At 67.4% G+C, this 26,708-nt stretch carries 25 protein-coding genes and 1 tRNA gene; 18 read left to right on the forward strand and 8 right to left on the reverse strand.

Annotation, left to right across the window (positions count from 1 at the left end; genetic code table 11):
* The first annotated feature begins 101 nt into the window (after nucleotides 1–101).
* The 5 genes from ACFYO1_RS40970 (at nucleotide 102) to ACFYO1_RS40990 (ending at nucleotide 4,426) form a co-directional block, all read left to right on the forward strand.
* The gene (locus ACFYO1_RS40970; protein ID WP_387244146.1) at nucleotides 102–254 is read left to right on the forward strand and encodes a hypothetical protein; all 153 of its coding nucleotides are present in this window, start codon (nucleotides 102–104) and stop codon (nucleotides 252–254) included.
* Between the two features lie 441 nt (nucleotides 255–695).
* Entirely contained in the window at nucleotides 696–1,322 is a 627-nt protein-coding gene (locus ACFYO1_RS40975) for a hypothetical protein (RefSeq protein WP_387244149.1), read from the forward strand.
* Nucleotides 1,322–3,013 carry a replication initiator gene (locus tag ACFYO1_RS40980; protein ID WP_387244152.1) on the forward strand — a complete coding sequence of 564 codons (1,692 nt, stop codon included), beginning with the start codon at nucleotides 1,322–1,324 and terminating at the stop codon, nucleotides 3,011–3,013. The genes ACFYO1_RS40975 and ACFYO1_RS40980 overlap by 1 nt, the downstream gene beginning before the upstream one ends.
* Nucleotides 3,014–3,026: 13 nt before the next feature.
* Nucleotides 3,027–3,206 carry a helix-turn-helix domain-containing protein gene (locus ACFYO1_RS40985; RefSeq protein WP_387244154.1) on the forward strand — a complete coding sequence of 60 codons (180 nt, stop codon included), beginning with the start codon at nucleotides 3,027–3,029 and terminating at the stop codon, nucleotides 3,204–3,206.
* The gene (locus tag ACFYO1_RS40990; protein WP_387244157.1) at nucleotides 3,203–4,426 is read left to right on the forward strand and encodes a tyrosine-type recombinase/integrase; all 1,224 of its coding nucleotides are present in this window, start codon (nucleotides 3,203–3,205) and stop codon (nucleotides 4,424–4,426) included. The genes ACFYO1_RS40985 and ACFYO1_RS40990 overlap by 4 nt, the downstream gene beginning before the upstream one ends.
* 15 nt (nucleotides 4,427–4,441) lie before the next feature.
* On the opposite strand, the gene ACFYO1_RS40995 is transcribed toward ACFYO1_RS40990, so the two are convergent.
* Together ACFYO1_RS40995 and ACFYO1_RS41000 are read right to left on the reverse strand one after the other, a co-directional pair.
* Nucleotides 4,442–4,526 (reverse strand) — tRNA-Ser (locus tag ACFYO1_RS40995).
* Between the two features lie 24 nt (nucleotides 4,527–4,550).
* A complete protein-coding gene (locus ACFYO1_RS41000) occupies nucleotides 4,551–5,051 on the reverse strand; it encodes a MarR family winged helix-turn-helix transcriptional regulator (protein WP_387244160.1) in 501 nt (166 codons plus the stop codon).
* A 139-nt stretch (nucleotides 5,052–5,190) separates the two neighbouring features.
* On the opposite strand from ACFYO1_RS41000, the gene ACFYO1_RS41005 reads away from it, so the two are divergent.
* A complete protein-coding gene (locus ACFYO1_RS41005) occupies nucleotides 5,191–6,180 on the forward strand; it encodes an NAD(P)H-quinone oxidoreductase (protein ID WP_387244613.1) in 990 nt (329 codons plus the stop codon).
* A gap of 435 nt (nucleotides 6,181–6,615) precedes the next feature.
* Here the strand turns inward: ACFYO1_RS41005 and ACFYO1_RS41010 are convergent, their stop codons facing one another.
* Complete coding sequence (locus ACFYO1_RS41010; protein ID WP_150400629.1) at nucleotides 6,616–7,818, reverse strand: cysteine desulfurase-like protein; 1,203 nt, start codon at nucleotides 7,816–7,818, stop codon at nucleotides 6,616–6,618.
* Between the two features lie 285 nt (nucleotides 7,819–8,103).
* Between ACFYO1_RS41010 and ACFYO1_RS41015 the strand changes: the two genes are divergently transcribed.
* The 6 genes from ACFYO1_RS41015 to ACFYO1_RS41040 all read left to right on the forward strand — a co-directional run bounded on the left by ACFYO1_RS41015 (nucleotide 8,104) and on the right by ACFYO1_RS41040 (nucleotide 14,102).
* Nucleotides 8,104–8,709: a bacterial proteasome activator family protein gene (locus ACFYO1_RS41015; protein ID WP_387244164.1), complete on the forward strand. Its 606-nt coding sequence runs from the start codon at nucleotides 8,104–8,106 to the stop codon at nucleotides 8,707–8,709.
* 188 nt (nucleotides 8,710–8,897) lie between these two features.
* A complete protein-coding gene (locus ACFYO1_RS41020) occupies nucleotides 8,898–9,821 on the forward strand; it encodes an ABC transporter permease (protein WP_387244616.1) in 924 nt (307 codons plus the stop codon).
* Between the two features lie 10 nt (nucleotides 9,822–9,831).
* The gene (locus ACFYO1_RS41025; protein WP_387244166.1) at nucleotides 9,832–10,689 is read left to right on the forward strand and encodes an ABC transporter ATP-binding protein; all 858 of its coding nucleotides are present in this window, start codon (nucleotides 9,832–9,834) and stop codon (nucleotides 10,687–10,689) included.
* A 70-nt stretch (nucleotides 10,690–10,759) separates the two neighbouring features.
* Complete coding sequence (locus tag ACFYO1_RS41030; RefSeq protein ID WP_387244168.1) at nucleotides 10,760–11,773, forward strand: glycosyltransferase; 1,014 nt, start codon at nucleotides 10,760–10,762, stop codon at nucleotides 11,771–11,773.
* A gap of 222 nt (nucleotides 11,774–11,995) precedes the next feature.
* On the forward strand, nucleotides 11,996–13,042 hold the full coding sequence (rsgA, locus tag ACFYO1_RS41035; RefSeq protein ID WP_387244171.1) for a ribosome small subunit-dependent GTPase A: 1,047 nt from the start codon (nucleotides 11,996–11,998) through the stop codon (nucleotides 13,040–13,042).
* A gap of 187 nt (nucleotides 13,043–13,229) precedes the next feature.
* Nucleotides 13,230–14,102, forward strand: a complete 873-nt coding sequence (locus ACFYO1_RS41040; protein ID WP_364726154.1) for an NAD(P)-dependent oxidoreductase — start codon at nucleotides 13,230–13,232, stop codon at nucleotides 14,100–14,102.
* A gap of 57 nt (nucleotides 14,103–14,159) precedes the next feature.
* On the opposite strand, the gene ACFYO1_RS41045 is transcribed toward ACFYO1_RS41040, so the two are convergent.
* Nucleotides 14,160–16,073 carry a glycosyltransferase gene (locus tag ACFYO1_RS41045; protein ID WP_387244174.1) on the reverse strand — a complete coding sequence of 638 codons (1,914 nt, stop codon included), beginning with the start codon at nucleotides 16,071–16,073 and terminating at the stop codon, nucleotides 14,160–14,162.
* Between the two features lie 133 nt (nucleotides 16,074–16,206).
* The gene (locus ACFYO1_RS41050; protein WP_387244177.1) at nucleotides 16,207–16,743 is read right to left on the reverse strand and encodes a GtrA family protein; all 537 of its coding nucleotides are present in this window, start codon (nucleotides 16,741–16,743) and stop codon (nucleotides 16,207–16,209) included.
* A gap of 148 nt (nucleotides 16,744–16,891) precedes the next feature.
* On the opposite strand from ACFYO1_RS41050, the gene ACFYO1_RS41055 reads away from it, so the two are divergent.
* Nucleotides 16,892–17,884, forward strand: coding sequence for a glycosyltransferase (locus ACFYO1_RS41055; RefSeq protein WP_364726145.1), 993 nt, complete (start codon nucleotides 16,892–16,894; stop codon nucleotides 17,882–17,884).
* Entirely contained in the window at nucleotides 17,881–19,461 is a 1,581-nt protein-coding gene (locus ACFYO1_RS41060; RefSeq protein ID WP_387244180.1) for a DUF2142 domain-containing protein, read from the forward strand. The genes ACFYO1_RS41055 and ACFYO1_RS41060 overlap by 4 nt, the downstream gene beginning before the upstream one ends.
* On the opposite strand, the gene rfbB is transcribed toward ACFYO1_RS41060, so the two are convergent.
* The gene (gene rfbB / locus ACFYO1_RS41065) at nucleotides 19,462–20,463 is read right to left on the reverse strand and encodes a dTDP-glucose 4,6-dehydratase (RefSeq protein ID WP_387244182.1); all 1,002 of its coding nucleotides are present in this window, start codon (nucleotides 20,461–20,463) and stop codon (nucleotides 19,462–19,464) included.
* A gap of 309 nt (nucleotides 20,464–20,772) precedes the next feature.
* Here rfbB and ACFYO1_RS41070 point away from each other — a divergent pair, with 309 nt between their 5' ends.
* On the forward strand, nucleotides 20,773–21,477 hold the full coding sequence (locus ACFYO1_RS41070; protein WP_378718064.1) for a hypothetical protein: 705 nt from the start codon (nucleotides 20,773–20,775) through the stop codon (nucleotides 21,475–21,477).
* A gap of 176 nt (nucleotides 21,478–21,653) precedes the next feature.
* Entirely contained in the window at nucleotides 21,654–22,370 is a 717-nt protein-coding gene (locus ACFYO1_RS41075; RefSeq protein ID WP_387244185.1) for a hypothetical protein, read from the forward strand.
* 143 nt (nucleotides 22,371–22,513) lie between these two features.
* Here the strand turns inward: ACFYO1_RS41075 and ACFYO1_RS41080 are convergent, their stop codons facing one another.
* Nucleotides 22,514–23,506: an alpha/beta hydrolase gene (locus tag ACFYO1_RS41080; protein ID WP_387244188.1), complete on the reverse strand. Its 993-nt coding sequence runs from the start codon at nucleotides 23,504–23,506 to the stop codon at nucleotides 22,514–22,516.
* Between the two features lie 234 nt (nucleotides 23,507–23,740).
* Here ACFYO1_RS41080 and rfbA point away from each other — a divergent pair, with 234 nt between their 5' ends.
* Nucleotides 23,741–24,613 (forward strand): glucose-1-phosphate thymidylyltransferase RfbA, encoded by an 873-nt coding sequence (rfbA, locus tag ACFYO1_RS41085; protein WP_387244191.1) that lies wholly within the window; start codon nucleotides 23,741–23,743, stop codon nucleotides 24,611–24,613.
* A 2-nt stretch (nucleotides 24,614–24,615) separates the two neighbouring features.
* A complete protein-coding gene (locus tag ACFYO1_RS41090; protein ID WP_378718070.1) occupies nucleotides 24,616–25,164 on the forward strand; it encodes a dTDP-4-dehydrorhamnose 3,5-epimerase family protein in 549 nt (182 codons plus the stop codon).
* A 66-nt stretch (nucleotides 25,165–25,230) separates the two neighbouring features.
* Here the strand turns inward: ACFYO1_RS41090 and ACFYO1_RS41095 are convergent, their stop codons facing one another.
* Nucleotides 25,231–26,700, reverse strand: a complete 1,470-nt coding sequence (locus ACFYO1_RS41095; protein ID WP_387244195.1) for an MFS transporter — start codon at nucleotides 26,698–26,700, stop codon at nucleotides 25,231–25,233.
* Nucleotides 26,701–26,708 lie beyond the last annotated feature (8 nt).

The raw sequence follows: 26,708 nt of genomic DNA on the forward strand, positions 1-26,708 counted from the left end.
CACTTCCCCGACACCTGGCAGGCCACCCAGCGCCTGGACGGTGTCTCCACTCGCCTGCGCACCTGCATCGTGTGCGGCATCCCTGAAATCGAGGCCCTGCCATGACCGTTCACCTCTACGACGACAACGACGGATTCGACGCCGACGAGATCGACGCCGCACTGCGGCTGCGCTCGGTGCGCCTGCTCATTGACAGCGGCGCCAACGGCTGGGACGACGAACCCGATGTCGATGACCAGATGTGGGCGGCATGAGTACCACTGCGGGGCCGCTGTGCTGCGGGAAACCGACGACTATCGAACGGGTCAGCGTGTGGCCCCACGGGGAGGCCATGCACTGCTACGAGTGCGGGCACTGGGAACCCTGGGAGACCGACGACCCGCACTACTGCGGCGACCCCGAATGCGCACGGTGCGGCACCTGGCCGCCCAATCCCCGCCGGCCCCGCGGCGATGAGCGCTGAATCCGGGCGCAAGTGCAGTGGGGCGTACTGATCGGACTGTCGGTACGCCCCTTGCCCAAGGCCCGCAACGTCACCGACGCAGTCCTCTACACCTGCCACCTCGAAACCCGCCGCACCGTGAAAACCGCTGTCGTCTACCGCGATTCGGAGGACGAGTCGTGGCGCAAATGGATCGATGAAACCCCGTGCCGACACAGTTGGCGCTGGACCTGTTCGACAAGGAGACCCCGTGATGGCCACGAAAACCACTGACACATACAAAGAACCGGCGGAGGTGGTCCTTGAAGCCGTGCTGATGCTGGGGTGGCAGCTGCTCAAACTCGTGATGGCGACGGCCTGGTGGTCGCTGCTGTTCCCCATGGTCTCGTTCCCCATTGCGCTCGCTGTCGGCGCCGGCCTTTTCCTCGGCTGGGCGTGGGCGCTCGTGGTGGTCGGGGTGTCCATCGCGGGGATGGTGCTCTGGCGTGCGAAACATCCGGAGACCTTCGAGCGGTGGCTCACCGGCCGCGCGCGTACCCGGTTCCTGCGCTGGTGGCGCTACCGGCTGCGCTGGGACAAACGCCTGGAAGCCTGCAAACTCACCGTGTCCGCCGACACGTCGACGTTCGTCCCGCGGCTCCTCGATGCCCAGATCGGTCAGTGCATGGACCGGATACAGGTGCGCATGCTCGACGGTCAATGCCCCGCCGACTACGAAAACCGTGCCGAGCGCCTGGCCCACACCTTCGGCGCCTTGGAATGCCGCGCCGCCGTCGTCGGCCCTGGTGTGGTCGAGCTGGTGTTCCGCTACGCCGACGCCCTCGCCGAACCCGTCGCCATGCCCCGCATCGACCCTCGTTTCCGGAAGGACGCTGCCTGATGAACGCCAGCACCGAACTGCCCCCGATGGGAGGCACCGCGGCTCAGCGCCGTGCCCTACCCAACCTCTACGAAGTCGCTCAAGCTGCCGCTGATCAGCACGTGGTGTGCAAGCGACCGATCGCGATGCGCGTCGAGGACCCGAAGACCGGCACGGTGACCTATGAGGGTTCCCCGTGCAAGTCCACGATCGCGTCGGTGTGCCCGGCGTGCGCGAAATCGAACCTGCTGCTGCGGATGGCGCAAAGCCGTGAAGGCTGGCACACCGGCAGCGAACTCGTACCCGACAAGACCGACCCGACCGATGTGCAGGTCGAATTGCTCACCGCCCGAGCCGATCTCGTCACCCAATACCGTGCAGCGGTCAGTGACGGGGATGAAGAACTCGCCGCCGGGATCACCGATGTCATCCGGGATCTGGACGCCGAGCTACGGGAAACGGGTCTGCGGGGCCGCCTTCCGGCCTTGGACGCGACGAGCAAGGATCGGCGTCGGCGGTCGACCAGGCGGCGGCAGGATGTGCCGGATCTCCCGCGGCTCAAGGTCGCCAAGACCACCGTGGGCAAGGTCTACGACGGGAAGCATCGGCCCTCGATGTTCGTCACCCTCACGATGGACTCCTACGGTCGGATCAACCGCGACGGCGCCGGAGTCGATGAGAAAGGCCGCCCGGTCTCTGACGGCTCACCGGTCAACATCGACGGCTACGACTATGTGCGTGCCGCACGCGACATCGTGTTCTTCTCCAAGCTGGTCGATCGCTGGATTCAGAACCTGCGCCGCGCGGTCGGCCGGGACGTGCAGTACTTCGCCACCGTCGAACCGCAGAAGCGCGGTGCCCCGCACCTGCACATCCTGATCCGCGGTGCGATCTCCCGCGAAATCCTCAAGCTGGTCACCGCGGCGACCTATCACCAGGTGTGGTGGCCGCACTTCGAGCCCGAGAACCGCGTCTACGGCGGCGCGCATCAACCGGTCTGGGACCACAAACACGCCACCTTCCTCGACCCCGAAACCCGGCAGCCGCTGAAGTATTGGGACGACGCCCTGGACACCCTCGATCAGATCGATGACCTCGAGCCTGCGCATGTGGTGCGGTTCGGTGCGCAGATGGACCGCAAATCCATCACCGGCGTGATCCCGGAAAAGGCCGGCCGGACCATCGGCTACGTCACCAAATACCTGACCAAGTCCATCGCGGAAATCGTCGAACCCCAATCCGACCGCGCCGCAGAGCACTACGACCGCCTTCATGCCCAGCTCCAGAACACTCCGTGCTCGCCTCGGTGTGCGGTGTGGCTGGAATACGGCATCGTCCCCCAAGGCGCGAGCGACAAAACCATCCCGGGCCGCTGCCGGGGCAAAGCACACCGCCGCGACACCCTCGGCCTGCCCGGTCGCCGGGTCCTGGTCTCACGCCGTTGGTCGGGCAAAACCCTCACCGACCACAAGCAGGACCGGGTCGCGTTTGTTCGGCAACTCCTCGCCGATGCCGGGATCGAGAAGCCCGACACCAGTCATTACCGGGTGACACCGGTCGAGCCCGGCGACAAATCCCGGCCCCTGCGTGAACACCTCATCCTGGGCTCGATAGCTCGGCGTACGACTTGGAAAGCCGAATTGCTGCGCGCGCAACTCGCGGCCGACCCACCAGGCCGCGACAAAACTTCGGCAATCCAGCAAGCAGCATAGGAAGGGAGGGCGCATGTCCAGACTGTTGAACGAGGAAGAAGTCCGGAAGCTGATCCCGATCGGGCACAGCAAGTACTACGAGCTGATCGGAACGGGTGAGCTGAGGTCGGTGAAGATCGGTCGTCGCCGGTTCGTCACTGAACAGGCCATCGCTGATTACATTGCCGGGTTGGATCAGGAGGCGGCGGCATGACTAGACGGCAACTGCCTCCGCAGATCGAGAAGATCACGCTCAAGAGTGGTGCGGTTCGCTACCAGGTGACCACCGAGGCTGGCAACGATCCGACCACCGGGAAGCGGCGCCAGACACGTAAGCGATACCGCACGGAGAAGGAAGCCCGCGATGCGCTGGCAGAGGTCACCAATGCCGTTTCGCGTGGCTCGTATGTTGCCCGTTCCGTGATCACGATCGAACAGGCATGTGCGGAGTGGTTGGGTGGCAAGCGGGTTGCCAAGAGCACGAAGGCGGCTTATCGCCATGCCCTTCAGCCGCTCCGTGATCGCCACGGCTCACTTCCTGTTCAGCAATTGGCTAAGGCCCATCTGGATGACTTGGTGAGCGACTTGCAAGACGGCGAATTCGTCTACGCGCACGGCCGCGCTTGTAAGACCTGGAACGCGCAGACCATCAACCCAATGTTGCGGATTGTTGGCAAGGTCCTCGATTCCCAGATGGGGCAAGGCCGCCTGGCACGCAATGTGGCCCATCTGGTCGATCGGGTGCCCGGGTCACGGAAGGAGATGGACACCTACAACGCGGCCGATGTCCGGAAGGTCCTGGCCGCTGCGGATCAGGTTCGTGCCGGCCATTCCTGGCACCTGGCGCTGTCCGGCCTCCGCCGTGGCGAAATCGGCGGGCTGCGTTGGAGCGATGTCGATTTCAGCGCGGGCACGGTCACGATCACGAACACCCGAATCCAGGTCGACGGCGAGGTCATCGAGAAAGAGACCAAGACCGAGAAGTCGAAACGCACCTTGCCGATGACGCCGGTCATCACGGCCGCCTTGAAGAAGGCCAGAGCGGCCCAGGCAGCGGAACGGCTGGAGCTCGGCAACTGCTACGGACCTGGTGAATACGTGGTGTGCGACGAAGCCGGATACCCGGTGCATCCGGACAGGCTGTCGCGGGAATGGCATCGGGTCTGCGCCCTGGCTGGCGTGCGGCATATCCGGCTGCACGATGCCCGCCATACCTGCGGCACCCTGCTGCACCTTCAGAACGTCCCGATCGCGGTAGTGTCGGCCTGGCTGGGGCATTGCGACGCCGCGTTCACGATGCGGACCTACGTCCATAGCCAGCCCGACGCGTTGGCCGAAGCCGCCCGGAGTTTGAACGCGGTTGTGACAAACCGTGACAAGACGGCTGCTGTTCGTTCGGTTCGAACTCGCGGACGCCGGAGGCCAACAGCGTGACCAGGGCGTTTGTTGCGGAGACGGAGGGATTTGAACCCCCGGTCGATCTCTCGACGCTCGCTTTCAAGGCGAGTGCATTCGGCCGCTCTGCCACGTCTCCAGGAACACGATGGTAGCGGACGGGTCAGAGGGGGCGCGCTCCGATTTCCTTATCGATGCGGGCGAAGACTTCGGCGATGACCTCGAGCTGGTGGGGGGTGAGCAGGTCGACGAAGTCGCGGCGGACTGCTTCTACGTGGCCGGGGGCGGCGGCTTCGAGGCGGCGCATGCCCTCGTCGGTGAGTTCGGCGAGGACGCCGCGGCCGTCTTCGAGGCAGGTGTTGCGGCGGACCATGCGCTCGCCCTCGAGGCGGCGGATCTGGTGGGTGAGGCGGCTGCGGGAGGAGAGCACGCCGTCGGCGAGTTCGCTCATGCGCAGGGCGCGGCCGGGGGCCTCGGACAGCAGGACCAGGATGCGGTATTCGGCGACGCTGAGGTCGCTGTCGCGTTGTAATTGCCGGTTCAACGTGGCCATCAGCCGCTGGTGCCCGTCCATGTAGGCCCGCCAGGCCCGTTGCTGAGCCGGAGTGAGCCACCTCGGTTCGGCCGTCACGGGACTGCTCGGTTCGGAATGCACGATGCTCATTCTATGTCGGCCCCAACTGCGGAAAGTTGCTGTGGGGAAAGCGTATCGGCCGGCGGGCGGCCTCGGCGCCGGATCGCGCCCAGGTGATCGTGTGGGGCCCGCGTTTCGCGGCGCGGCGGACGGGAGCACTATGGAGCTCGTGCATGCGATCGAGCTGAACGGTTTCGGTGGGCCCGAGGTGATGGCGTGGGCGGATGCGCCGGATCCGGTGCCCGGCCCCGGCGAGGTACTGATCGAGGTGGCGGCCGCGGGGGTGAACCGCGCCGACCTGATGCAGCGGCAGGGTCTTTACCCGCCGCCGCCGGGAGCCAGCGAGGTGATCGGCCTCGAGTGCTCCGGTGTCATCGCCGCGCTCGGCGACGGGGTGCACGACTGGCAGGTCGGCGATCGGGTGTGCGCGCTGCTGTCCGGCGGCGGGTACGCCGAGCAGGTGGTCGCGCCGGCCACACAGCTGCTGCCGGTGCCGGACGGCCTGGATCTCGGCGCGGCCGCGGGGCTGCCCGAGGTGGCGGCGACGGTGTGGTCGAACCTGGTCATGACGGCGGGGCTGCGGTCGGGCCACCTGCTGTTGATCCACGGCGGCGGCAGCGGGATCGGCACGCATGCCATCCAGGTGGCGCGCAGCCTCGGCGCGCGGGTCGCGGTCACCGCCGGTTCGGCGGAGAAGTTGCAGCGGTGCAAGGAACTCGGCGCGAGCGTGCTGATCAACTACCGGGAGGACGACTTCGTCGAGGCGGTGCGCGCCGAAAACTCCGGCGCCGATGTCATTTTCGACAACATGGGCGCGGTCTACCTGTCCCGCAACGTCGACGCGCTGGCGAACTTCGGCCACCTGGTGATCATCGGCATGCAGGGCGGCGTCAACGGCGAGCTGAATATCGCCGCGCTGCTGCGCAAGTGGGGCACGGTGCACGCGACCAATGTGCGCAACCGGCCGGCCACCGGACACGGCAGCAAGGCCGAGATCATCGCCGAGGTGAAACGCCACCTCTGGCCGCTGGTCGCGGACGGCACCGTCGCGCCGGTCATCCACGCGGAACTGCCGATCACCGAGGCAGGCGAGGCACACCGCCTGCTGGAATCCGGCGAGACCTTCGGCAAGGTCATCCTGCGCGTACAGGACCTCTGACCGCGGGCGCGCCACGCACGAATGCACCCCGGCGCACGAATTCACCCCGGCGCTCGAAGTCGCCCGCTATCTCGAGCGCAGCACGAGAATTGGTGCGCGGCAGACAGGCTCGGCCCCAATGCGGCGGCATCGACACACGCCGCCGCGCACGAATTGGCACGGCGCGCACAGTTGCCCCCTATCACGAACGCAGCACGAGAATTGGTGCGCGGCAAACGGGCTCGGACTCAGCGCAACGGCATCAACACCCGCTGCTGCGGACGAATCGCCATGGAGGCAAAAGGATTACCCCGCCACCTGGAGCGCCGCACAAGAGTCGGTGGCGACTGTCAGCCTCCGCCTCAACGCAACGACACACGCCGCCGCGCACGAATTGGCATGGTGCGCGGGGGATTGCCCGCCGTTTAGTGCGCGGCGGGCGGTGCGCGGCGAAATCTACTCCAGGGCGGCGAGGGCGCGGCCGAGCTGGTCGATCTCGAACTTGGTGGTGTAGGGGGCGAGTCCGATGGTGACCGCACCGCCCTCGTCGTTGACGCCGAGCGCGTCGAGTAGGCGGCTGCCGCCGTGTACTCCGCTGAGCGTGCCGATGCGGTTGTCGGCGAGCTTGGCGGCGACCTTTTCCGCCTGCATGCCCGCGAGAGTGAAACTGACGGTGGGGATTCGGGTGGAGGCGCGGCCGATCACGGTCAGGTTCGGGATCTTGTCCAGCACGTCCATCAGGTGCTCGAACAGCTGATCGTGGTAGTCCTGCAACGAGGTGATCGACATTTCCAGCCGCTGGCGGCGGCTGCCGCGGGCACGTTCGTCGAGTCCGGCGAGGAAGTCGATCGAGGTGGTCAGCCCGGCGAGCAGGGCGTACTGATGCCCGCCGACCTCGAGCCGCTCGGCGCCCTTGGCGTAGGGGTTCAACGACATCGAGGGAATGCGGTCCAGGAAGGCCGGATCGCGGAACACCAGCGCGCCGATCTGCGGACCGCCCCAGGCGGGCGCGCTGAGCGCGACCACGTCGGCGTTGAGTTCGTCGATGTCGATGAGCGCGTAGGGCGCCGCGCCGAAGGCATCCGCGACCAGCAGCCCGCCGACCTCGTGCACCCGGTCCGCGGCGACCCGGACCGCGGGCGCGGAGCCGACGATCGGCGAGGCGGCGGTGAGCGCGACCAGGCGCGCGGTCGGCCCGATCAACTCCTCGAACTGCCAGGACGGCATCTCGCAGGTCTCGATCTCCACCTCGGCCCAACGCACGTGCGCGCCGTACCTATTGGCGATGCGCAACCACGGCGCGACATTCGCCTCGTCGTCCAGCCGGGACAACACGATGCCGGTGCCGAGCCCGAGCCGCGAGCTCAAGGATTCGGCCAGCCAGGCGAGCAGCACGGCCCGATCCGGGCCGAGCACGACGCCCGCCGGATCGCCGCCGACCAGATCCGCCACCGCCTCGCGGGCCGCGTCCAGAATGGCGGCGCTGCGCACCGCCGCGCCATGCCGACCGATATGCGAAAAAGAGGAAGTTCGGAATCCTGTTGAGACGGCGCGTGATACCGCGTCGGGCACCAGCATGCCCGCCTGCGGGTCGAGATGAATCCAGCCGTCGCCCAGGGACGGTATCAGGCCCCGAACCCTCGCGACGTCGTAAGTCATGTTGGCCACTCTAAGGGCAGCGGGCGAGCCTGTGTAACTGCGTTCCCCTCCGCTTCCTGGCGGGGGCACAGCGACCTGGGACTCAGCATGGCAACCGACTTTCAGCAAATCCGAACCACACGACCCGAACAGAATAGAACGCCACCGGGTCGCCCCGCGCGGCCTCGCGCATTCGCGCCCGCGAGCGCCGCGCGGGGACCGGGGCAACCCGGTCGCACCCGGTTATCCCCGGCCCGCTGAACACCGGCTTAGCGCGTTCGGGCACGACGCGACATGATAGGGACCATGACGCAATCGGAAGAGGCACCGGACCACATCGTCGTAGTCGGACCGGACGGCCGCCCGTTGGTCATCCCAGCGGAGGCCGCGACGGACGCGCCCTTCACCGCGCAGGTGGTGACCGATGAGGACAAGAAGGACGAGTCGGGCGATCGGGACGATACCGGCGAATCGCTCGCCGACATGGTCGAGCAGCCGGCCAAGGTCATGCGCATCGGCACCATGATCAAGCAGCTACTCGAAGAGGTGCGCGCGGCCCCGCTGGACGACGCGAGCCGCAGCCGGCTCAAGGAGATCCACAAATCGTCGGTGCGCGAACTGGAACAGGGCCTGGCCCCGGAACTGCGCGCCGAGCTCGAGCGGCTCACGCTGCCCTTCACCGAGGACGCCATTCCATCCGACGCCGAGCTGCGGATCGCGCAGGCGCAGCTGGTCGGCTGGCTGGAGGGGCTGTTCCACGGCATCCAGACCGCGCTGTTCGCGCAGCAGATGGCCGCGCGGGCGCAACTGGAGCAGATGCGCCAGGGCGCGCTACCGCCCGGCATCCACGCGGGCGACCCCCGCGGCGGCCCGGCCAATCACGTGACCGGCGGGTCCGGGCAGTATTTGTGAGGTGCCCGACCCGCGTCCACGCGGGTCGGCAGGAATGTCCAAGGGTAGTGTCGTGCACCGTGCCCGCCGCTGCCGCCCGCCCCGACTCGGACATGGGTTCGGGGCGTCCTGAAGAGAGCTCAGTGCGTTCAGATGACAGCTCAGATGAATCCGTGCGCTCGGAGGACGATCCCTCCGACGACAGTGCGATGCGCTCCGACGACGGCGCGGCGGAAGAGGATCAGGTGACCCCCAGCGAGACCTCGACGGCGACCGCGGTCGCCGAGCCCGTGGACACCGAACCGTTCCCGTCCGACTCACAGACCTATCGGCGCGCGTTCAAGGACTTCCGCGTCGGTTTCGGGCAGCGGGAACTGTGGCTGTCGCTCGGCTGGCAGGACATCAAGCAGCGGTACCGGCGCTCGGTGCTCGGGCCGTTCTGGATCACCATCGCGACCGGTGTGCAGGCCGCGGCAATCGGGCTGCTGTACTCCGCGCTGCTCGACCAGCCGATCAAGGACTACCTGCCCTATGTGGCGATCGGCATCATCGTCTGGAATGTGATCAACGCGAGCATTCTCGAAGGCGCCGATGCGTTCATCGCCAACGAGGGGCTGATCAAACAGTTGCCCTCGGCGCTGAGCGTGCACGTATACCGCCTGGTCTGGCGTCAACTGCTGTTCTTCGCGCATAACCTGGTGATCTATTTCATTGTGCTGGTCGCGTTCGGCGTCTGGGAAAAACTGCACTGGACAGCGATTTTCGCCATCCCCGCGCTCGGGCTGCTGTTCCTCAACGCGATGTGGGTGTCGATCGTGTTCGGCATCTTCAGCACGCGCTACCGCGATATCGCGCCGATTCTCGGCAGCTTGACGCTGATGCTGTTCGTCCTGACCCCGGTGATGTGGAGCACGAAGAGCCTGACCTCACAGGGCGGCGCGGTCGGTGACCGGGCAAAGCTGGCCGAGATCGTCCCGACATTCCACTATCTGGAGATCGTGCGCGCACCGCTGCTCGGCGAGGACCAGCATCTGTATCACTGGGTGATCGTCGGCGCGATCACCGTGGTCGGCTGGCTGGTCGCGATCTTCGCGATGAAGCAGTTCCGCTCGCGCGTGCCGTACTGGGTTTAGGAGGGTATCGATGACCGACCATGTGAGTATCGAAACCCGCAATGCCTGGGTCGAATTCCCGATCTTCGACGCCAAATCGCGTTCGCTGAAGAAGGCGTTCCTCGGCAAGGCCGGCGGCGCGATCGGGCGCAACCAGTCCGACGTCGTCGTCGTCGAGGCGCTCAACGACATCACGCTCTCGCTGAAGGAAGGCGACCGGGTCGGCCTGGTCGGGCACAACGGCGCGGGCAAATCGACCCTGCTGCGGCTGCTGGCCGGCATCTACGAACCCTCCCGGGGCGGTGCCCGCATCCGCGGCCGGGTCGCGCCGGTTTTCGATCTCGGTGTCGGCATGGACCCGGAGATCTCCGGTTACGAGAACATCATCATCCGCGGGCTCTTCCTCGGGCAGACGCGCAAGTCCATGCTGGCCAAGGTCGACGAGATCGCCGACTTCACCGACCTCGGTGATTACCTGTACATGCCGCTGCGCACCTACTCCTCGGGCATGCGGGTCCGGCTCGCCATGGGCGTGGTGACCTCGATCGACCCCGAGATCCTGCTGCTCGACGAGGGCATCGGCGCGATCGACGCCGAATTCATGAAGAAGGCCCGGCTGCGTCTGCAGAAATTGGTGGCCCGATCGGGCATCCTGGTATTCGCCAGTCATTCCAACGAATTTCTCGCGCAACTCTGCGATACCGCGCTGTGGATCGATCACGGCCGAATTCGGCAGCGCGGCGGCATCGAAGAAGTGGTGCGCGCGTATGAGGGGCCGGACGCGGGCAACCACGTCGCGACCGTCCTGCGTGAGCTGGAAGCCGAGCGCGAATTGGAAGCCGGAAAGTCCATGGGAACCGAACGAGAACTGGAGCGGAACAAGGCATGAGTTGGTCAGGGCCCGCAGGAGCAGCCCGCGTAACCACGGAGGGCCCCGACTCGTGCCGAATGGGCACAGCATGAGTGAGCAGACCGGGCCGGACAGCCCGATCGAGGCCGGGACGGATGCCCCGATCGACTCCGCGCCGCCGAGCTCCAGCGCAGCCGAGACCTACATCCCGACGGAGACCGGTCCGGAGGCTCGCATCGTGGCCGTCGTGGTCACCCACAAGCGTCGCGAGCTGCTCGCCGAATCACTGAAAGTCATTGCCTCCCAGGCTCGCCCGGTGGATCACCTGATCGTGGTAGACAATGCGAACGAGCCCGAGGTGGCCGACCTGGTCCGCGACCAGCCGATCAAGTCGACCTATCTCGGTTCGGCGCACAATCTCGGCGGCGCGGGCGGTTTCGCGCTCGGCATGCTGCACGCGCTCAGCCTCGGCGCGGACTGGGTCTGGCTGGCCGACGACGACGGCAGGCCGGAGGGCCCGGAAGTCCTTGCCACGCTGCTGGATTGCGCGAAGCGGCACGGGTTGGTCGAGGTGTCGCCGGTGGTCTGCGATATCAACGAGCCCGACCAGCTCGCCTTCCCACTGCGCCGCGGCGTGGTCTGGCGGCGGCTGCGCTCCGAACTCGGCGACGAGGACTTCCTGCCCGGCATCGCCTCGCTGTTCAACGGCGCCCTGATCTCCGCCAAGGTCGTCGACGTGATCGGCGTGCCCGACCTGCGCCTGTTCGTGCGCGGCGACGAGGTCGAGGTGCACCGCAGGCTGGTCCGCTCCGGCCTGCCGTTCGGCACCTGTCTGCAAACCGCGTACCTGCATCCCAATGGCGCCGACGAGTTCAAGCCGATCCTCGGCGGCCGCATGCACACCCAGTACCCGGACGACCCGATCAAGCGGTACTTCACCTATCGCAACCGCGGCTACCTCATGTCCCAGCCCGGCATGCGAAAGCTGCTCCCCCAGGAATGGATTCGCTTCTCCTGGTTCTTCCTGGTGACCCGCCGCGACCCGGCCGGCCTGCGCGAATGGTTCCATCTGCGCTCGCTCGGGCGGCACGAGCAGTTCGGCAAACCCGACCAGCGCCCGTAGTCGTCGCGCACCGATGAATAAATCGGTTGCGCGGGAAAATCGGTCATGTCAGAGTTGGGCGACTGCAAGAGAGGCGAGGAGGTGTTGACCGTGGCTAGGGACCTGCGGATTGTCGTGTCCGGACGAGCTGTGCGCGAGCACGCCGCCACACGGAACGCCACCTCATTCTTCAGTCGCTGAGTCCGGGTTGGGCTCGGTGCCCAACGAAAGACTTCTTCCATCATGGTCGAGAACGACCTTCTTGTTCCTTACGGCTGGACCGAAGCCGTAGCCGATGAGTACGCCTCGATGATCGAGGACGGCTGTGTGCCCGCCCGGGTCATCCGGATGGATCGCAGCGAATGTGATGTCGCCACACCGACCGGGCCTGCCCGTGCCCGGTGCCCCCGGGCCGATGCCGAGATCAGCGGCCTGTGCACCGGTGACTGGGTGACGATCGACGCCGAATCGGCGGTGCGGCAACTACTTCCGCGCCGGTCGGCGATCATGCGGTCGTCGGTGTCCGGGCGGTCGCAGGGCCAGGTGCTCGCCGCCAACGTCGACACGGTGCTGCTCTGCACCGCCGCCGACGCGGACGTCGACCTCGGCCGGATCGAGCGGATGCTCGCCCTGGCCTGGGAAAGCGACGCGCAACCGATCGTCGTGCTGACCAAAGCCGATGCGGCAGCATACATTCCGATCGAGGACGTGCGCGCGGTCGCGCCCGGCGCGAGTGTGCTCACGGTGAGCGCGAACAGCGGCGCCGGGCTGGATGTGCTCGCCGCCATGCTCGACGGCACGGTCGCGCTGATCGGCCCGTCCGGCGCGGGCAAGTCAACCCTCGCCAATGCCCTGCTCGGGCAGGAAGTGTTCGCCACCAACGCCGTTCGCGCGGCGGACAAGAAGGGGCGGCACACCACGGTGCATCGCGAGCTGCGGCCGTTGCCGAACGGCGGCACGCTCATCGACACCCCGGGGTTGCGCGGGATCGGGTTGTGGGACGCCACCGAAGGAATCGAGAAGACCTTCAGCGACATCGAATCCCTGGCCGCCCGTTGCCGATTCGGCGATTGCGCGCACAATGGCGAACCCGGCTGTGCGGTACTGGCCGCGATCGACGGCGGCGAGCTCCCCCAGCGGCGCCTCGACAGCTACCGCAAGCTGGCCAAGGAGAACGCCTGGATGGCGGCCCGTACCGACAAACGCCTGGAGGCCGAGCGCAAACGCGACTGGCGCGCCATCGCCAAGCAGCAGCGGCAGGGCTATAAGGAACGCAGCTCTCGTCGCTGATCGAGAGACCCGGAGCGCGGGGCGGGCGGAACATCGGCGACCGTCCGCCCGGCGCAACGGTGAGCTCGAGCAGCACCTGCCGACCTCCCTATGCAACCCGTTGCATATGACGAGGGTTTACGCTTAGTGTGCAATCGGTGGAAGGCTGCGGGGTCTTGCCTGCGGCGCTGACGACAGGAGCAGGTCAATGACGGAACCGGGATCCAAGCCGCTCGCGGGTAGAACGCTCATCATGTCCGGCGGCAGCCGCGGCATCGGGCTGGAGATCGCCAAGCGGGCCGCGGCGGACGGCGCGAACATCACGCTGATCGCCAAGACCGACCTGCCGCATCCCAAGCTCCCCGGCACCATCCACACCGCCGCGGCCGAGCTGGAGGCGGCCGGCGCCCAGGTGCTGCCGTTCGTCGGCGATGTGCGAATCGACGACTCGGTGGCCGAGGCCGTGCGCCAGACGGTGGAGCGGTTCGGCGGCATCGACATCGTGGTGAACAACGCCTCGGCGATCGATCTGTCCCCGACCGACGCGCTGGCGATGAAGAAGTACGACCTGATGCAGGACATCAACACCCGCGGCAGCTTCCTGCTGTCCAAGCTGAGCATCCCGGCGCTGCGCGAATCGGCGGCGGCCGACCGCAATCCGCACATCCTCACCCTGTCCCCGCCGCTGAATCTCAACCCACGATGGGCCGGCATGGCGCTCGGCTACACCATCGCCAAGTATGGAATGTCCCTCACCACACTGGGTTTGGCGGAGGAGCTGAAGGGCGACGGCATCGGCGTGAACTCGCTGTGGCCGCGCACCACCATCGCCACCGCCGCGGTGAAGAACCTGCTCGGCGGCGAGGAGATGATCGCCACCTCGCGCACCCCGGACATCTACGCCGACGCCGCCTACCTGGTGCTCACCTCGCCGGCCAAGTCGACCTCCGGCAACTTCTTCATCGATGACGATGTGCTTGCCGCGCACGGCATCACGGATCTGGAGAAGTACCGCGTCGTGCCCGGCGACGGCAAGCTCACGACCGACCTGTTCCTGGACGACTCGCCGCTCGGCCGGTAGTACCGACAGCTGAGGGGACGGGCAGTAGTTCGCCCGTCCCCTCAGCCATGTGCGAGATCAGTTGTCGCGCTTGGCCTTCTCGATGCCGTAGAGCCGCTCCCAGTTTTCCCGGCTGGTCAGCTCCGGCACCGCGGCGCGGTACTGCTGTTGCAGCGCGGGCAATTCGCGGCGCAGCTCGCGCAGCACCCGGATGGTGCGGCGCAGCAGCTGCCGAGCCCGCGCCTTGTCCCGCTGCCGGACCCGGACGCCGGACTGCGAGGCGTCGGTGACCACCACGTGGTCGAACAGCGAAACATGCCACCAGTACGCGTCTTCGCGGGTGACGCCGATGACGCCGTGCTGGGTGCGGCCGAACCACTGGTTGATCGCCCGCTTGATCAGCACCAGCACCGGACGGCTGGGTTCGCCGGTGGCACGGCGCAATTGGATGTCCCCGGACCGCACCGGCGGCGTCGAGGCCGGATGCTTGATCGTCTCGGCGTAGTCGGCGCGGGTGCCGCGCGCGGCGGCCAGCGCGGCGATGCCGCCGTCCTGCAACACCTTCGGGCCCTTCAAGAAGTCCTCGATGCCCTGCAGGGTGGTGTGCACCAGCCCGTACTGCATCGCGACCAGCTGCTCGGACAGCTCACGGAACAGCCTGCGGGTGATGGCCTTCGCGTCCAGATCGGTGTGCAGCGCGCCGACGATCAACGAGTTGCGCGTGCTGAAGTAGCGCGCCCAGTCGTCGTAGTCCTTCCAGTAGAAGTCCGCGTGCCACACCGCCGCGTTCGGCAGGGTGACCGTGACGAACCCGTGCTCCCTGGCCCGGATGCCGTATTCGACGTCGTCCCACTGGAAGAAGATCGGCACCGGCAGCCCGATCTTCGCCACCACCTCGGCCGGGATCAGGCAGGTCCACCACGCGTTGTAGCCCGCGTCGACCCGGCGCTCCTGGTTCTTCTTGAGCATGCTGGTGTTGCGCAACGCCTTCGGCACCTTCTGGCCGTGCCGCAGGTGCTGCAGGTGCACCTCTTCGGCGCCGACATTGAGGTAATCGGGGTTGAGCAGGAACAGCATCTGCGCGCCGACCAGGGTCGGCTCGACCGTCATGTTGGCGAAGGCGTTGAGCCGCAACACCGTTTCCGGCTCGCACAGGATGTCGTCGTCCATCAGGATGACGTCGGCGTGTTCGTTGGCCGCGGACACCTCGTAGAGGCCGCGGGTGAAGCCACCCGCGCCACCGAGGTTGGGCTGGCGGATGTAGCGCAGCTTGTCGCCGAAGACCGGCACCACCTCCTGGTAGCGCGGCCGGTTCTGCACCAGGTCGGTGCCCTGGTCCACCACGTACACCGCGTCGATCGCGTCGAGCACGACCTCGTCGGAGGCCAGCGCGGCAACGGTGTGCGCGCAGTCCTCGGCCCGGTTGAACGTGCAGATGGCGATGGCGACGGGACGGATGTGGTCGGGCGCGGCGGTGGTCCAGCTGACCTCGGTGATGCCGAGATCGCCGCCGACGGCGTCGAATTCGAGCCAGAGCGCGCCGCCGTCGACGTACTGATCCAGCGGTGCGTTCAGCGCCAGCGGGCCGCTCTCGGTGACCTGCGCGGTGTCGATGATCCGGCGATGCCCGGCGATATCGGAGGCGACCAGGCGGACCCTGGCCTTCTTGGTCACGTCCAGCACCATGGTCACCCGTATCTCGGTGACGGTGGTCCAGCGCTGCCAGTAGCTCGCGGCGAAGCGGCCGAAGTAGGTGTTGGTGTGTGCGGCGGTTCCCTTTTCCAGCCGCAGCACCTGGCGTTCCCGATGGGCACGACCCTTGACGACGGCATACAGCTCGTCGCTCACCTTGGCCGACGGACCGGTGAAGATGCCGCGCTGCACCACCAGCCGATCCGGCGCTCGATGGTCGGAGCGCAGCGAGGCCGGGGCGTCAGCGGCCGGGGCTCGATCGTTCGTTTCGGTCACGGCCTGGGTAGCCGACTGATCCATGAAGTCCTCGAAATCGTTATCGTGCCGGACGGGACAGACTGCCCCTGGATGCCGTTCGCGGCGGGGGTGAGGATATCAACCAGCGTAGCTAGCTGCCTGCTCAGTGGTGGTGCCGACGTGTCTATTACGTTTGCTAAACGTTCGCTGACGTATCGTCCCCGGACCTGTCGGCCGGTTCGCGCGCGCCGGTGAAGACGAACTTGTCGTAGGCCCAGTAGCGGAAGATCACCGCCACGATCTGGCCGATGAGGGTGCCGGAGATGTTGTCCGACAGGGGTGAGGACAGGTCGAGCACGTACCGGGAGAAGCCGAGGCAACCCAGTTGCAGGCCGATCGCGACGACATTGAAGACGGCGTAGAGCAGGTATTCCCGCCCGGGGTTGTCCGTCTTCTTGTGCGCGAAGGTCCACCACTTGTTGCCGAAATAGGTGACCACCGTGGCCACCGCGATCGCGATGATCTTGGCCGGCAGCGGTGCGTGATAGAGCACCCCCTCGCCGCCCCAGAACACCAGCAGGTTGTAGGTGCCCGCGTCGACCAGGAAGCCGATCGCCCCGACCACCAGGAACGCGCTGCCCTGCCGCAGCGCGGTGAGCACCTTCCGGACGATCGATCCCTCGGCGGGCGGCACGGTCTCGCCCGCCTGCGCGGTCGACTCACTGGTTGGCACGGCCCGACGGTACCGCAGCCCGCGCGCGGCGCGGCCCGACCGGAAATTCCGCCCCCGACGCGGTGAGGTCGGCCACGCGTCCACGGTGAGTTCCCTGTACCCTCCCGGTGTTCCCAACATTCACCACCGATCGCGAGGATTGACCCGGGTGGACTCCACCGAGCTTCGTATTGCCGCCGTGGTGCCGTGCCACAACGAAGAAGCGTCCGTCGCCAAGGTCGTCGCCGACCTGCAGGCCGCCGTGCCGGGGATCGTCGTGTACGTCTACGACAACCTGAGCACCGACCAGACCGCCGAGCGCGCCCGCGCCGCCGGGGCGATCGTGCGCCACGAGTACACCAAGGGCAAGGGCAATGTGGTCCGCCGCGCCTTCGCCGACATCGAGGCCGACGTCTATCTGATGATCGACGGCGACGACACCTACGAGGCGTCGGCCGCGCCGCTGATGATCAAGACCCTGCTCGACGGCCCGTACGACCACGTGCTCGGCGTGCGCAGGCAGGACGAGAGCGGCTCGGCGTACCGGGCCGGCCACGAGACCGGCAACAAGGTGCTCAACGGCGTGGTCGGCAAGGTGTTCGGCGAGAACGTCGAAGACATGCTGAGCGGGTTCCGGGTGTTCTCCCGCCGGTTCGTGAAGAGCTTCCCCGCGGTCTCCCGCGAATTCGAGATCGAGACCGAACTGACCGTGCACTCGCTGCACCTGCGGGTGCCGCGGACCGCGGTGCCGGTCGACTTCCGCGACCGCCCGGCGGGCAGCGAGAGCAAGCTGCGCACCTATCACGACGGGCTCAAGATCCTGGCGCTGATCATCGGCCTGGCCAGGCACGAGCGTCCGGTCATGTTCTACGGCCTGTTCGGCACGCTGAGCTGGTTGGTCTCGGTCGTGCTCAGCATCCCGATCGTGGTCGAGTTCTACAACACCGGCACGGTGCCCCGGTTCCCCACGCTGTTCCTCGCCTTCACCCTGCTGCTGCTGGGGAGCCTGGCCTGGACCGCGGGCCTGATCCTGGACGGCATCCGGCGCTCGCGGCACGAGGCCGCGCGGCTGGTGTACCTGCGCTACTCCGCGGTGAGCGCGGACGACTTCCATCCGAACGGCAACGGCGGTGACGCCGGCACCGGCGGAGACCGACGGTGACCACCTCGGCGGAACGCGCCACGGCCGAGGACAGCGAAGCCACCCCGGCGCCTGCGGACCCGGCACCCGCGGCGACCAACGGAACCGCGAAAGCCGTGCCGGTCAAGACTTCCGAGTCCGGCTCGGCCCGCGATCTCGCGAGCAGGCTGGTGACCCGCCTCGGCGGCGCGACGATCGCCTTCACCGTGCTCGTCGCCATCTTCGGCGGGCTGTTCACGGTGCTCACGCCGCCGTTCTGGGGGCATGACGAGATCACCCAGTTCGGCCGCGCCTATCAGGTCGCGCACGGCGGGCTGCTGCCGCAGCAGATCCACGACGATCGCGGTGTCGCCTACGGCGGCGACGTCCCGACCAGCATCACCGCGCTGATGGGCTACGCGCTGCGGGACTACACGACCAATCCCGAAGAGCCCGGCTCGATGGTGGAGGACCCGAGCGCCTACGACCGGCTCGGCGGCGCGGCCGTCTCCGACCGCACCGAACCGGTCTGGTTCACCAACACCGCGGCCTACTCGCCGGTGCCGTATATCCCCGCGGCCATCGGCATCCGGCTGGCCGAGCTGTTCGGCCTGGACGTCGGCGGCATGATCGCGCTGACCAGGCTCGCCGGTCTGCTCGCCTATGTTTCCGTGGTCGGCTTCGGCCTCTACGCGCTGCGCAGGCACCGGGTGCAGTGGCTGGCGTTCACCGTGGCGGTGCTGCCGATCGCGGTGTTCCAGGCGGGCACGGTCACCGCGGACACCATGACCAACGCGCTGGCCATCATGGTGTCCGCGCTGCTGGTGAAGGCGCTGTTCCTGGGCGATCGGCTCGGCCGGGTGGAGACCGGCGCGCTGCTGGCCGCGACCATCCTGCTGCCGATCAGCAAGCCGACCTACGTGCTGCTGGCGATGCTCGTCGTGCTGGTGCCCGCGGACCGGCTCGGCTTCACCGGCTGGAAGCGCGGAATCCCCTGGGGCTTCGCGGCACTCGGCGGTCTGGTCTTCGCGGTGTGGATGAAGATCGCGGCGCCGACCGGGGACGGCATGGGGCTGATGCGGCCGGAGCACCAGTGGCATTCGGTGAAGCCGGGCGAGCAGTTGCGCGGAATCCTCACCGATCCGGGGCATTTCATCAACGTGTTCGGCGAGAGCATCGCGCTGCGCGACGAGCGGTGGTTCAGCCAGTTCTTCGGCGAGCTCGGCTTCGCCTATATCGACGTGCCCGCGCTGACCATGCTGGCCTGCCTGTTCGCTTTCGCGGTGAGCATCGGTGTGGCGGATCGGATGACCGCGGCCACGTTCCGGCGCACGCTGCTGGTCGCGCTCACCGTGGCGGCCAGCGTGGCGATGATCTACGTGACGCTGTACATGTCGTTCACGCCGGTCGGCTACTACATCATCGACGGCGTGCAGGGCCGGTACTTCGTGCCGCTGGCGATCGTCGCGTTCGCGGTGCTGCTGCGCTGGATGCCGTTGCGGCTCACCAACATCGCGGGCCGCACCCCCACCCTCGGCCCCGCCGTGACGATCATCGTGGCCACCGTGATCGCGCTGATCGGCGCGGTCTGGAAGTACTACGACATCGTCTGGGGCTGACTAGAGGGTCTGCTCGCCGGCGGCGACGTAGGCGCGCTCGGTGACGGCTTTGTAGGGGCGCCACCAGGATTCGTTGTCGCGGTACCACTGGATGGTGGCGGCGAGGCCGGAGCGGAAGTCGGCATAGCGCGGGGTCCAGCCGAGTTCGGTGCGCAGCAGGGTCGCGTCGATCGCATAGCGCTGGTCGTGGCCGGGGCGGTCGGTGACGTGGTCGAAGTCGTCCGGGTCGCGGTCGAACGCCGCCAGGATCATCCGCACCACGGACTTGTTGTCCAGCTCGCCCTCGGCGCCGATCAGGTAGGTCTGCCCGATCCGCCCGCGCTCCAGGATGTCCCAGACCGCGCGGTTGTGGTCGTCGACGTGGATCCAGTCGCGCACCTGATGGCCCGCGCCGTAGAGCCGCGGCCGGACGCCGTCGATCAGGTTGGTGATCTGGCGCGGGATGAACTTCTCCACGTGCTGGCACGGCCCGTAGTTGTTACTGCAATTGGACAGCGTGGCGCGGACGCCGAACGAACGGGTCCAGGCGCGCACCAGCAGATCACTCGACGCCTTGGTCGCCGAGTACGGGCTCGACGGGTTGTACGGAGTCTGTTCGGTGAAGGCGGGCTCCGCCGCGGTGAGATCGCCGTAGACCTCGTCGGTGGAGACGTGGTGATAGCGCACGTCATAACGGCGCACGGCCTGCAGCAGGGAATAGGTGCCGACAATATTGGTCTGCACGAACGGCCACGGATCGGCCAGGGAGTTATCGTTGTGTGATTCGGCGGCGAAGTGCACGACCGCGTCCACCCCACTGACGAGTTCGTCGACCAGATCGAGGTCGGCGATGTCACCGTGAACGAAATCGATGCGATCGGCCACCGGGTCCAAGGAGGCTCGATTTCCGGCATAGGTCAACGCGTCCAGAACCGTTACGGTGGTGTCGGGACGGTCGGCAATGGTCTGCTTGACGAAGTTGGCTCCGATGAATCCGGCTCCGCCGGTGACAAGCAATCGCACCCTATGAACTTTACGGCCACGGGCGCGGTGCGGCAGGATCCGCTCCACGTCAGCCGAAGTCGGCGGTTCCGCCACAGTTGCGCTCTGTGACCTTGGTCTCTTACTGTTCAGTAGAACTAGGACGCCCAGTCCGATTCAGCGATGAAATCCGCACCTAGAGTGCATGTTTCCGCCATCCCACCATGCCATGGGTCTCTTTGGTGAACAAAATTTGAATAAAAGGTCACAACCGGTTCACCACTCGTTAGCTGGTCTAGATTTCGATCGTCTAGTCCCCTCCGAACGCTTCACACCGAGGTTCTCAACAAAATGCTGATGAGGAAATTCGCCGCTACGTCGGCCCTGCTGATCGCCGCGCTCGGCGTCACGGCAGGCACCGTCAACGCGGCGCCGGCCGTCGAAGACGCGCCGATCAACTTCACTTCCCAAGCCACCGATACCCAGTCCATCATCTCCATCGACTCCGGATCCCTGGTGGTCGAGGACGAGGCGCTGAAGATCAAGGCGGCCAACGGCACCACCGTCGCGGGCACGCCGCTGAAGTTCCGTCTGGACGACTTCGAGTTCCCGCTCGCCGCGGACATCTCCGGCCGCACCGCGACCCTGACCCCGCAGCTCGAGATGGACAAGGCCACCTACAAGCCGGTCGCCCTGCCGTTCGAGGACAAGGCGCCGTGGAAGACCGAGTACGACCGTGAGCAGGCGGCGTTCAACCGCATGAAGGACACCATCGCCATGGGCGCCACCATCGGCACCCTCACCGGTGGCCTCGGCGGCGCGGCCGTCGGCTGCGTCCTGGGTGGCGCGCTCGGCGGCGTGATCGTCGGCGGCACCATCGTCGGCCTGTTCGGTCCGTTCGTCGGCGGCATCATCGCCGGCTGCCTCGCCGGTGCCGCCGCTGTCGGCGCGCTCGGCACCATCGCGGGCCAGATCTTCGTGACCGCCCCGGTCGCGATCGGTGCGGCGATCCAGTACTTCACCACGATCAACCAGCCGTTCGTCGCCCCCAAGTAATTCCGGCGAACCACGCTGCCACACAACTGAACTCGCACACCTACGAGCGAGCCAGGAGCCCCGCCGGCGACTGCTTGGCGGGGCTCCTTCCCAGTCGATCGAGTTACCAAGAACTAGCTGGCTCGGCCGCCACCGTCCCCCGCCTGCTGAACGCAACTGACAGAGGACTAAAACACATGCTTATCAAGAAGTTTGCCGCCACCTCGGCGCTGCTAATCGCGGCGCTCGGCGTCACCGCGGGCACCGTGAACGCGGCCCCCGCCGAGTCCGCCGAAGCGCCCATCAACTTCACCTCCCAGGCCACCGACACCCAGTCCATCATCTCGATCGACTCCGGTTCGATCGTGGTCGAGGACGACGCGCTGAAGATCAAGGCCGCCAACGGCACCACCGTCGCCGGCACCCCGCTCAAGTTCCGCCTCGACGAGTTCGAGTTCCCGCTGGCCGCCGACATCTCCGGCCGCACCGCGACCCTGACCCCGCAGCTCGACATGAGCAAGGCCACCTACAAGCCGGTCGCCCTGCCGTTCGAGGACAAGGCGCCGTGGAAGAACGAGTACGACCGTGAGCAGGCCGCCTGGTCGCGCATGACCTCCACCATCTCCATGGGCGCCACCATCGGCACCCTGGTCGGTGGCCTGGGCGGCGCGGCTGTCGGCTGCGTCCTGGGTGGCGCGCTGGGCGGCACCATCGTCGGCGGCACCATCGTCGGCCTGTTCGGTCCGTTCGTCGGCGGCATCATCGCCGGCTGCCTCGCCGGCGCCGCCGCGATGGGCGCGCTCGGCGTCATCGCGGGCCAGATCTTCGTGACCGCTCCGGTCGCGATCGGTGCCGCGATCCAGTACTTCACCACGATCAACCAGCCCTTCGTGGCCCCGCCGGCGGCCAAGTAGTCGAAACCGGCACCGGCACAACCGAATAGCACTGCGAAACCCCGCTCGGCCGTCGGCCGGGCGGGGTTCGTCGTACCCCGGGCATGCGCGAGCCCCGTCCCGGCCACAAGCGGAACGGGGCTCGCCTGGACAGGCCGGGCCGCTTACGCGGTCCGCGCCTGTTGGCCCTCCTCGATCCGTGCCCGGACGAAGCGCGACACCCGGGCCAGCGCCGCCCGGCTCTCCGGCAGGTTCGGCGCGATGCTCATGAACGCGTGCACCTGACCGCGCCACAGCTCCACCGCGTTCGGCACGCCCGCCGCGGTGAGCCGCTGCGCCATCAGCTCGCAGTCGTAGCGCAGCACCTCGTCCTCGGCGGCGATCAGCAGCACCGGCGGCAGGCCGGCCAGGATCCCGTTGACCGGCGACAGCAGCGGATCGAGCTTGCCGTCGATCTCCGCGCCGATGCGCACCACCGCCTCCAGCGCGAGCAGCGGGATGTACGGATCGCGCCGGACGTTGACGTGAGTTCGCTTGGCCGCGTAGTCCAGATCGAGCAGCGGGCTCAATCCGACCAGGCCGGCCGGCGCGGGCAGACCCACCTCGATCGCGCGCAGCGCGGTGGCGAAACTCAGGTAACCGCCGGCGGAGTCGCCGGCGAAGACGATCCGGCTCGGGTCCGCGCCGTGCCGCAGCAGCCAGCGATAGGCGGTGAGGCAGTCGTCCACCGAATTGGTGATCCGCTTGCTCGGCAGCTGCCGATAGTCGACGTTCACCACCGGCAGCCCGGTACGCCGCGCCAGGCTCGCCGCGACCGGCCGATGGGTGCGGAGCCCGCAGACCGCGAATCCGCCCCCGTGCATGTACAGCAGAGCCCCGTGGCGCAGTGCCCTGGCCGCGCCCGCGGGGCGCAGGATCTCCATCCGGAAACCGTTGAGCGACACCTGCTCCCGATCGATGCCCTGCGGCTCGGGGCGCAGCCTGGCCAAGGTGTCGATGGCGAGCGCGCCGATCGGGATGGTCGCGCGGGTGATCGGCGCCGCGCGCAAGGCCGGCCGGACCACACCCAGGCAGGCGGCCAGCACCAGGCGCGCGGGGGCACTCAGATTTTCCGGGTTCATCACATTGCCGGGCTCGCCGACGCTGGTCGCTGCCATCGCGCACCTACTTCCAACTGGCGCGCCGAGCCACGACCGAGGGTCCCAGGCGAGCTGTCGGCGCTGACATCTCACACAGTGCCGTTTCAGAACACCATGCGTTGTGTGACCTAAGCAACAGAATCACCGAATCGGCGGCTCCCGAAACCGAGAACGCCGATTCCGTAATCAATTCGACGAGCACTCGGAACCTCGCCGACGCCGAGCACCGCCCCGAATGGCAGACTCCTGGTCATGCGGGGAATCATCCTGGCGGGTGGCACCGGATCCCGGTTGCATCCGATTACACGCGGGGTCAGCAAACAGCTGGTCCCGGTTTACGACAAGCCCATGGTCTACTACCCGCTGTCCACCCTGATGCTGGCCGGCATCCGCGACATCCTGGTGATCACCACGCCCGAGGACGCGGACGCGTTCGGCAGGCTGCTCGGCGACGGCGCGCAGTTCGGCCTCGCGATCAGCTACGTGGTGCAACCCGAGCCGGACGGCCTGGCCCGCGCCTTCGTGCTCGGCGCCGATCACATCGGCACCGACGACGCGGCACTGGTGCTCGGCGACAACATCTTTCACGGCCCCGGCCTCGGCACCAGCCTGAACCGCTTCGCCGGGATCGACGGCGGCGCGGTATTCGCCTACCGGGTGTCGGATCCGACCGCGTACGGCGTGGTCGAGTTCGCCGACGGCCGCGCGGTGTCCATCGAAGAGAAGCCGAAGGCCCCGCGCTCGAACTACGCCATCCCCGGGCTGTACTTCTACGACAACGACGTGCTCGAGATCGCCCGTACGCTGCGCCCTTCCGCGCGTGGCGAATACGAGATCACCGACATCAACCGGGCCTACCTGGAACAGGATCGGCTGCGCGTCGACGTACTCGCCCGCGGCACCGCGTGGCTGGACACCGGCACCTTCGACTCGCTGCTGGACGCCGCCAACTACGTGCGCACCATCGAGGAGCGGCAGGGCCTCAAGATCGGCGTACCCGAGGAGGTGGCCTGGCGGATGGGCTTCATCGACGACGAACAGCTGTGCAAGCTCGCCGAACCGCTGGCTCGCTCCGGTTACGGCAGTTACCTGCTCGACATCCTCGAACGCGGCCGGGACTGGTGAGCATGGAGTTCAGGGAACTCGCGGTGCCGGGCGCCTGGGTGATCACCCCGCGCCAGCTCGGCGACGGGCGCGGCATGTTTCTCGAGGGGTTCAAGGCCTCGGAGTTCGAGAAGGCGACCGGCCGCGCGTTCGATCTGCGGCAGGTGAACTGCTCGGTGTCGGCGGCGGGCGTGCTGCGCGGCATCCACTACACCGAGGATCCGCCGGGGCAGGCGAAGTACGTGACTTGCGTGCGCGGAGCGTTTCTCGACGTGGTGGTCGATCTGCGGCCGGGCTCGCCGACCTACGGCCGCTGGGACAGCGTGCTGCTCGACGACGTGGATCGGCGCTCGATGTTCCTGTCCGAGGGACTGGGGCACGCGATCCTCTCGCTGGAGGACAACTCCACCGTCACCTACCTGTGCTCGCTCGAGTACACGCCCGAATTCGACCGGGACATCGACGCTTTCGATCCGCGGCTGGGTATCGACTGGCCGACGGTCGGGCGGGACGGCAGTCCGCTGACCTTCATCCGCTCGGCCAAAGACACTGCGGCACCGCCTTTTTCCTGAGTACGGCGAAGGCGATGGACGCCACCCTGCGGTGGTGCCCATCGCCTTTCGCGTCTTCCGTGCGGGTCAGCCGACGAGTTCGAGCTCCGGCTCCGGCTTCGCGGCCACCTCGGCCTGCTTGCCGCGCTTCACCAAGAAGGCCGAAAGCGCAACCAGCGCACCGACGATCGAGACCGCCGCGGCGAACATCAGACCCGGCCGGTAGGTGTCGAGCATCGCGCTGGGCGAGGTGTCACCGTGCGAGCCCGACGCGATGATCGCGGTGGTCACCGCGAGCACGATGGCCGCACCGACCTGCATGGAGGTCTGCAGCACGCCGGCCGCCAGACCCTGCTCGTCGTCGTCGATCCCGTTGGTCGCCTGAATGTTGATGGCGGGGAAGCCGACCCAGCCGATGCCGATCAGCATGATCGCCGGCAGCAGCATGGTCCAGTACGACGGGTGGGTGTCCAGCCGCAGGAACAGCAGGTACCCGACGGCCATCACGGCCATGGTGATGCCGATGATCGGGCCGGTGCCGAACCGGTCGACCAGCTTGTCCGAGAACACCGCCGACAACGCGACCATCAGGCCGACCGGCAGCAGCGCCATCGACAGCTTCAGCGGCGACCAGCCCAGGGTGTCCTGCATGTACAGGGTCACGATGAACTGCCAGCTGAAGTAGGAGCCGGCCACCGCGACGATCGCCAGGCTGGCCCGCACCAGCGACACCTTGCGCAGGATGCCGAGCCGGACCAACGGGTGCTTGACCCGCTTCTCCACCGCGATGAAACCGGCGAACAGCACCAGCACCGCGGCGAACGAGCCGAGCGTGCGGGCCGAGGCCCAGCCGGCCTCGGGCGCGGTGACCACGGTGTAGACCAGCAGCAGCATGGCGGAGGTGGACAGCAGCGCGCCGAACAGGTCGTGACCGCCACCCTCGGCGGGCTTGTCCTTGGGCACCAGCACCCACGCGGCGGCCAGCGCGGCCAGCGCGATCGGGACCGGCAGCAGGAAGGTCCAGCGCCAGCCGACGCCGGTCATCAGGCCGCCGAAGAGCAGGCCGGACGAGTAACCACCGGCACCGAACACGGTGTAGATGGACAGCGCCTTGTTGCGGGCCGGACCCTCGGCGAAGTTGGTGGTGATGATCGACAGACCGGTCGGCGCGGTGAACGCGGCGGCCAGGCCCTTGACGAATCGAGTGAGGATCAGCAGCGGTCCGGAGCTCACCAGACCACCGGCGAGCGAGGCGATGGCGAAGACCGCCAGCGCGATGAGGAAGACCTTGCGGCGCCCGAACAGGTCGGCCGTGCGGCCACCGAGCAGCAGCAGGCCGCCGTAGCCGAGAATGTAGCCGCTCACCAGCCACTGCAGGGTTGAGGTCGAGAGATCGAGTTCGTTGCCGATGGACGGCAGCGCCACTCCGATCATCGAAACGTCTAGGCCGTCGAGGAACAGCACGATGCACAGCGTGATCAGCATGCCCCAAAGGCGGGTAGTCCATCTGGTCGGATCGGTCGCGGAAGCGGCCGCCAGGGTTGCTGGTGAAGTCATGCGGGGTA

The sequence above is a fragment of the Nocardia sp. NPDC006044 genome, from assembly GCF_042871115.1.
Lineage (GTDB): Bacteria > Actinomycetota > Actinomycetes > Mycobacteriales > Mycobacteriaceae > Nocardia.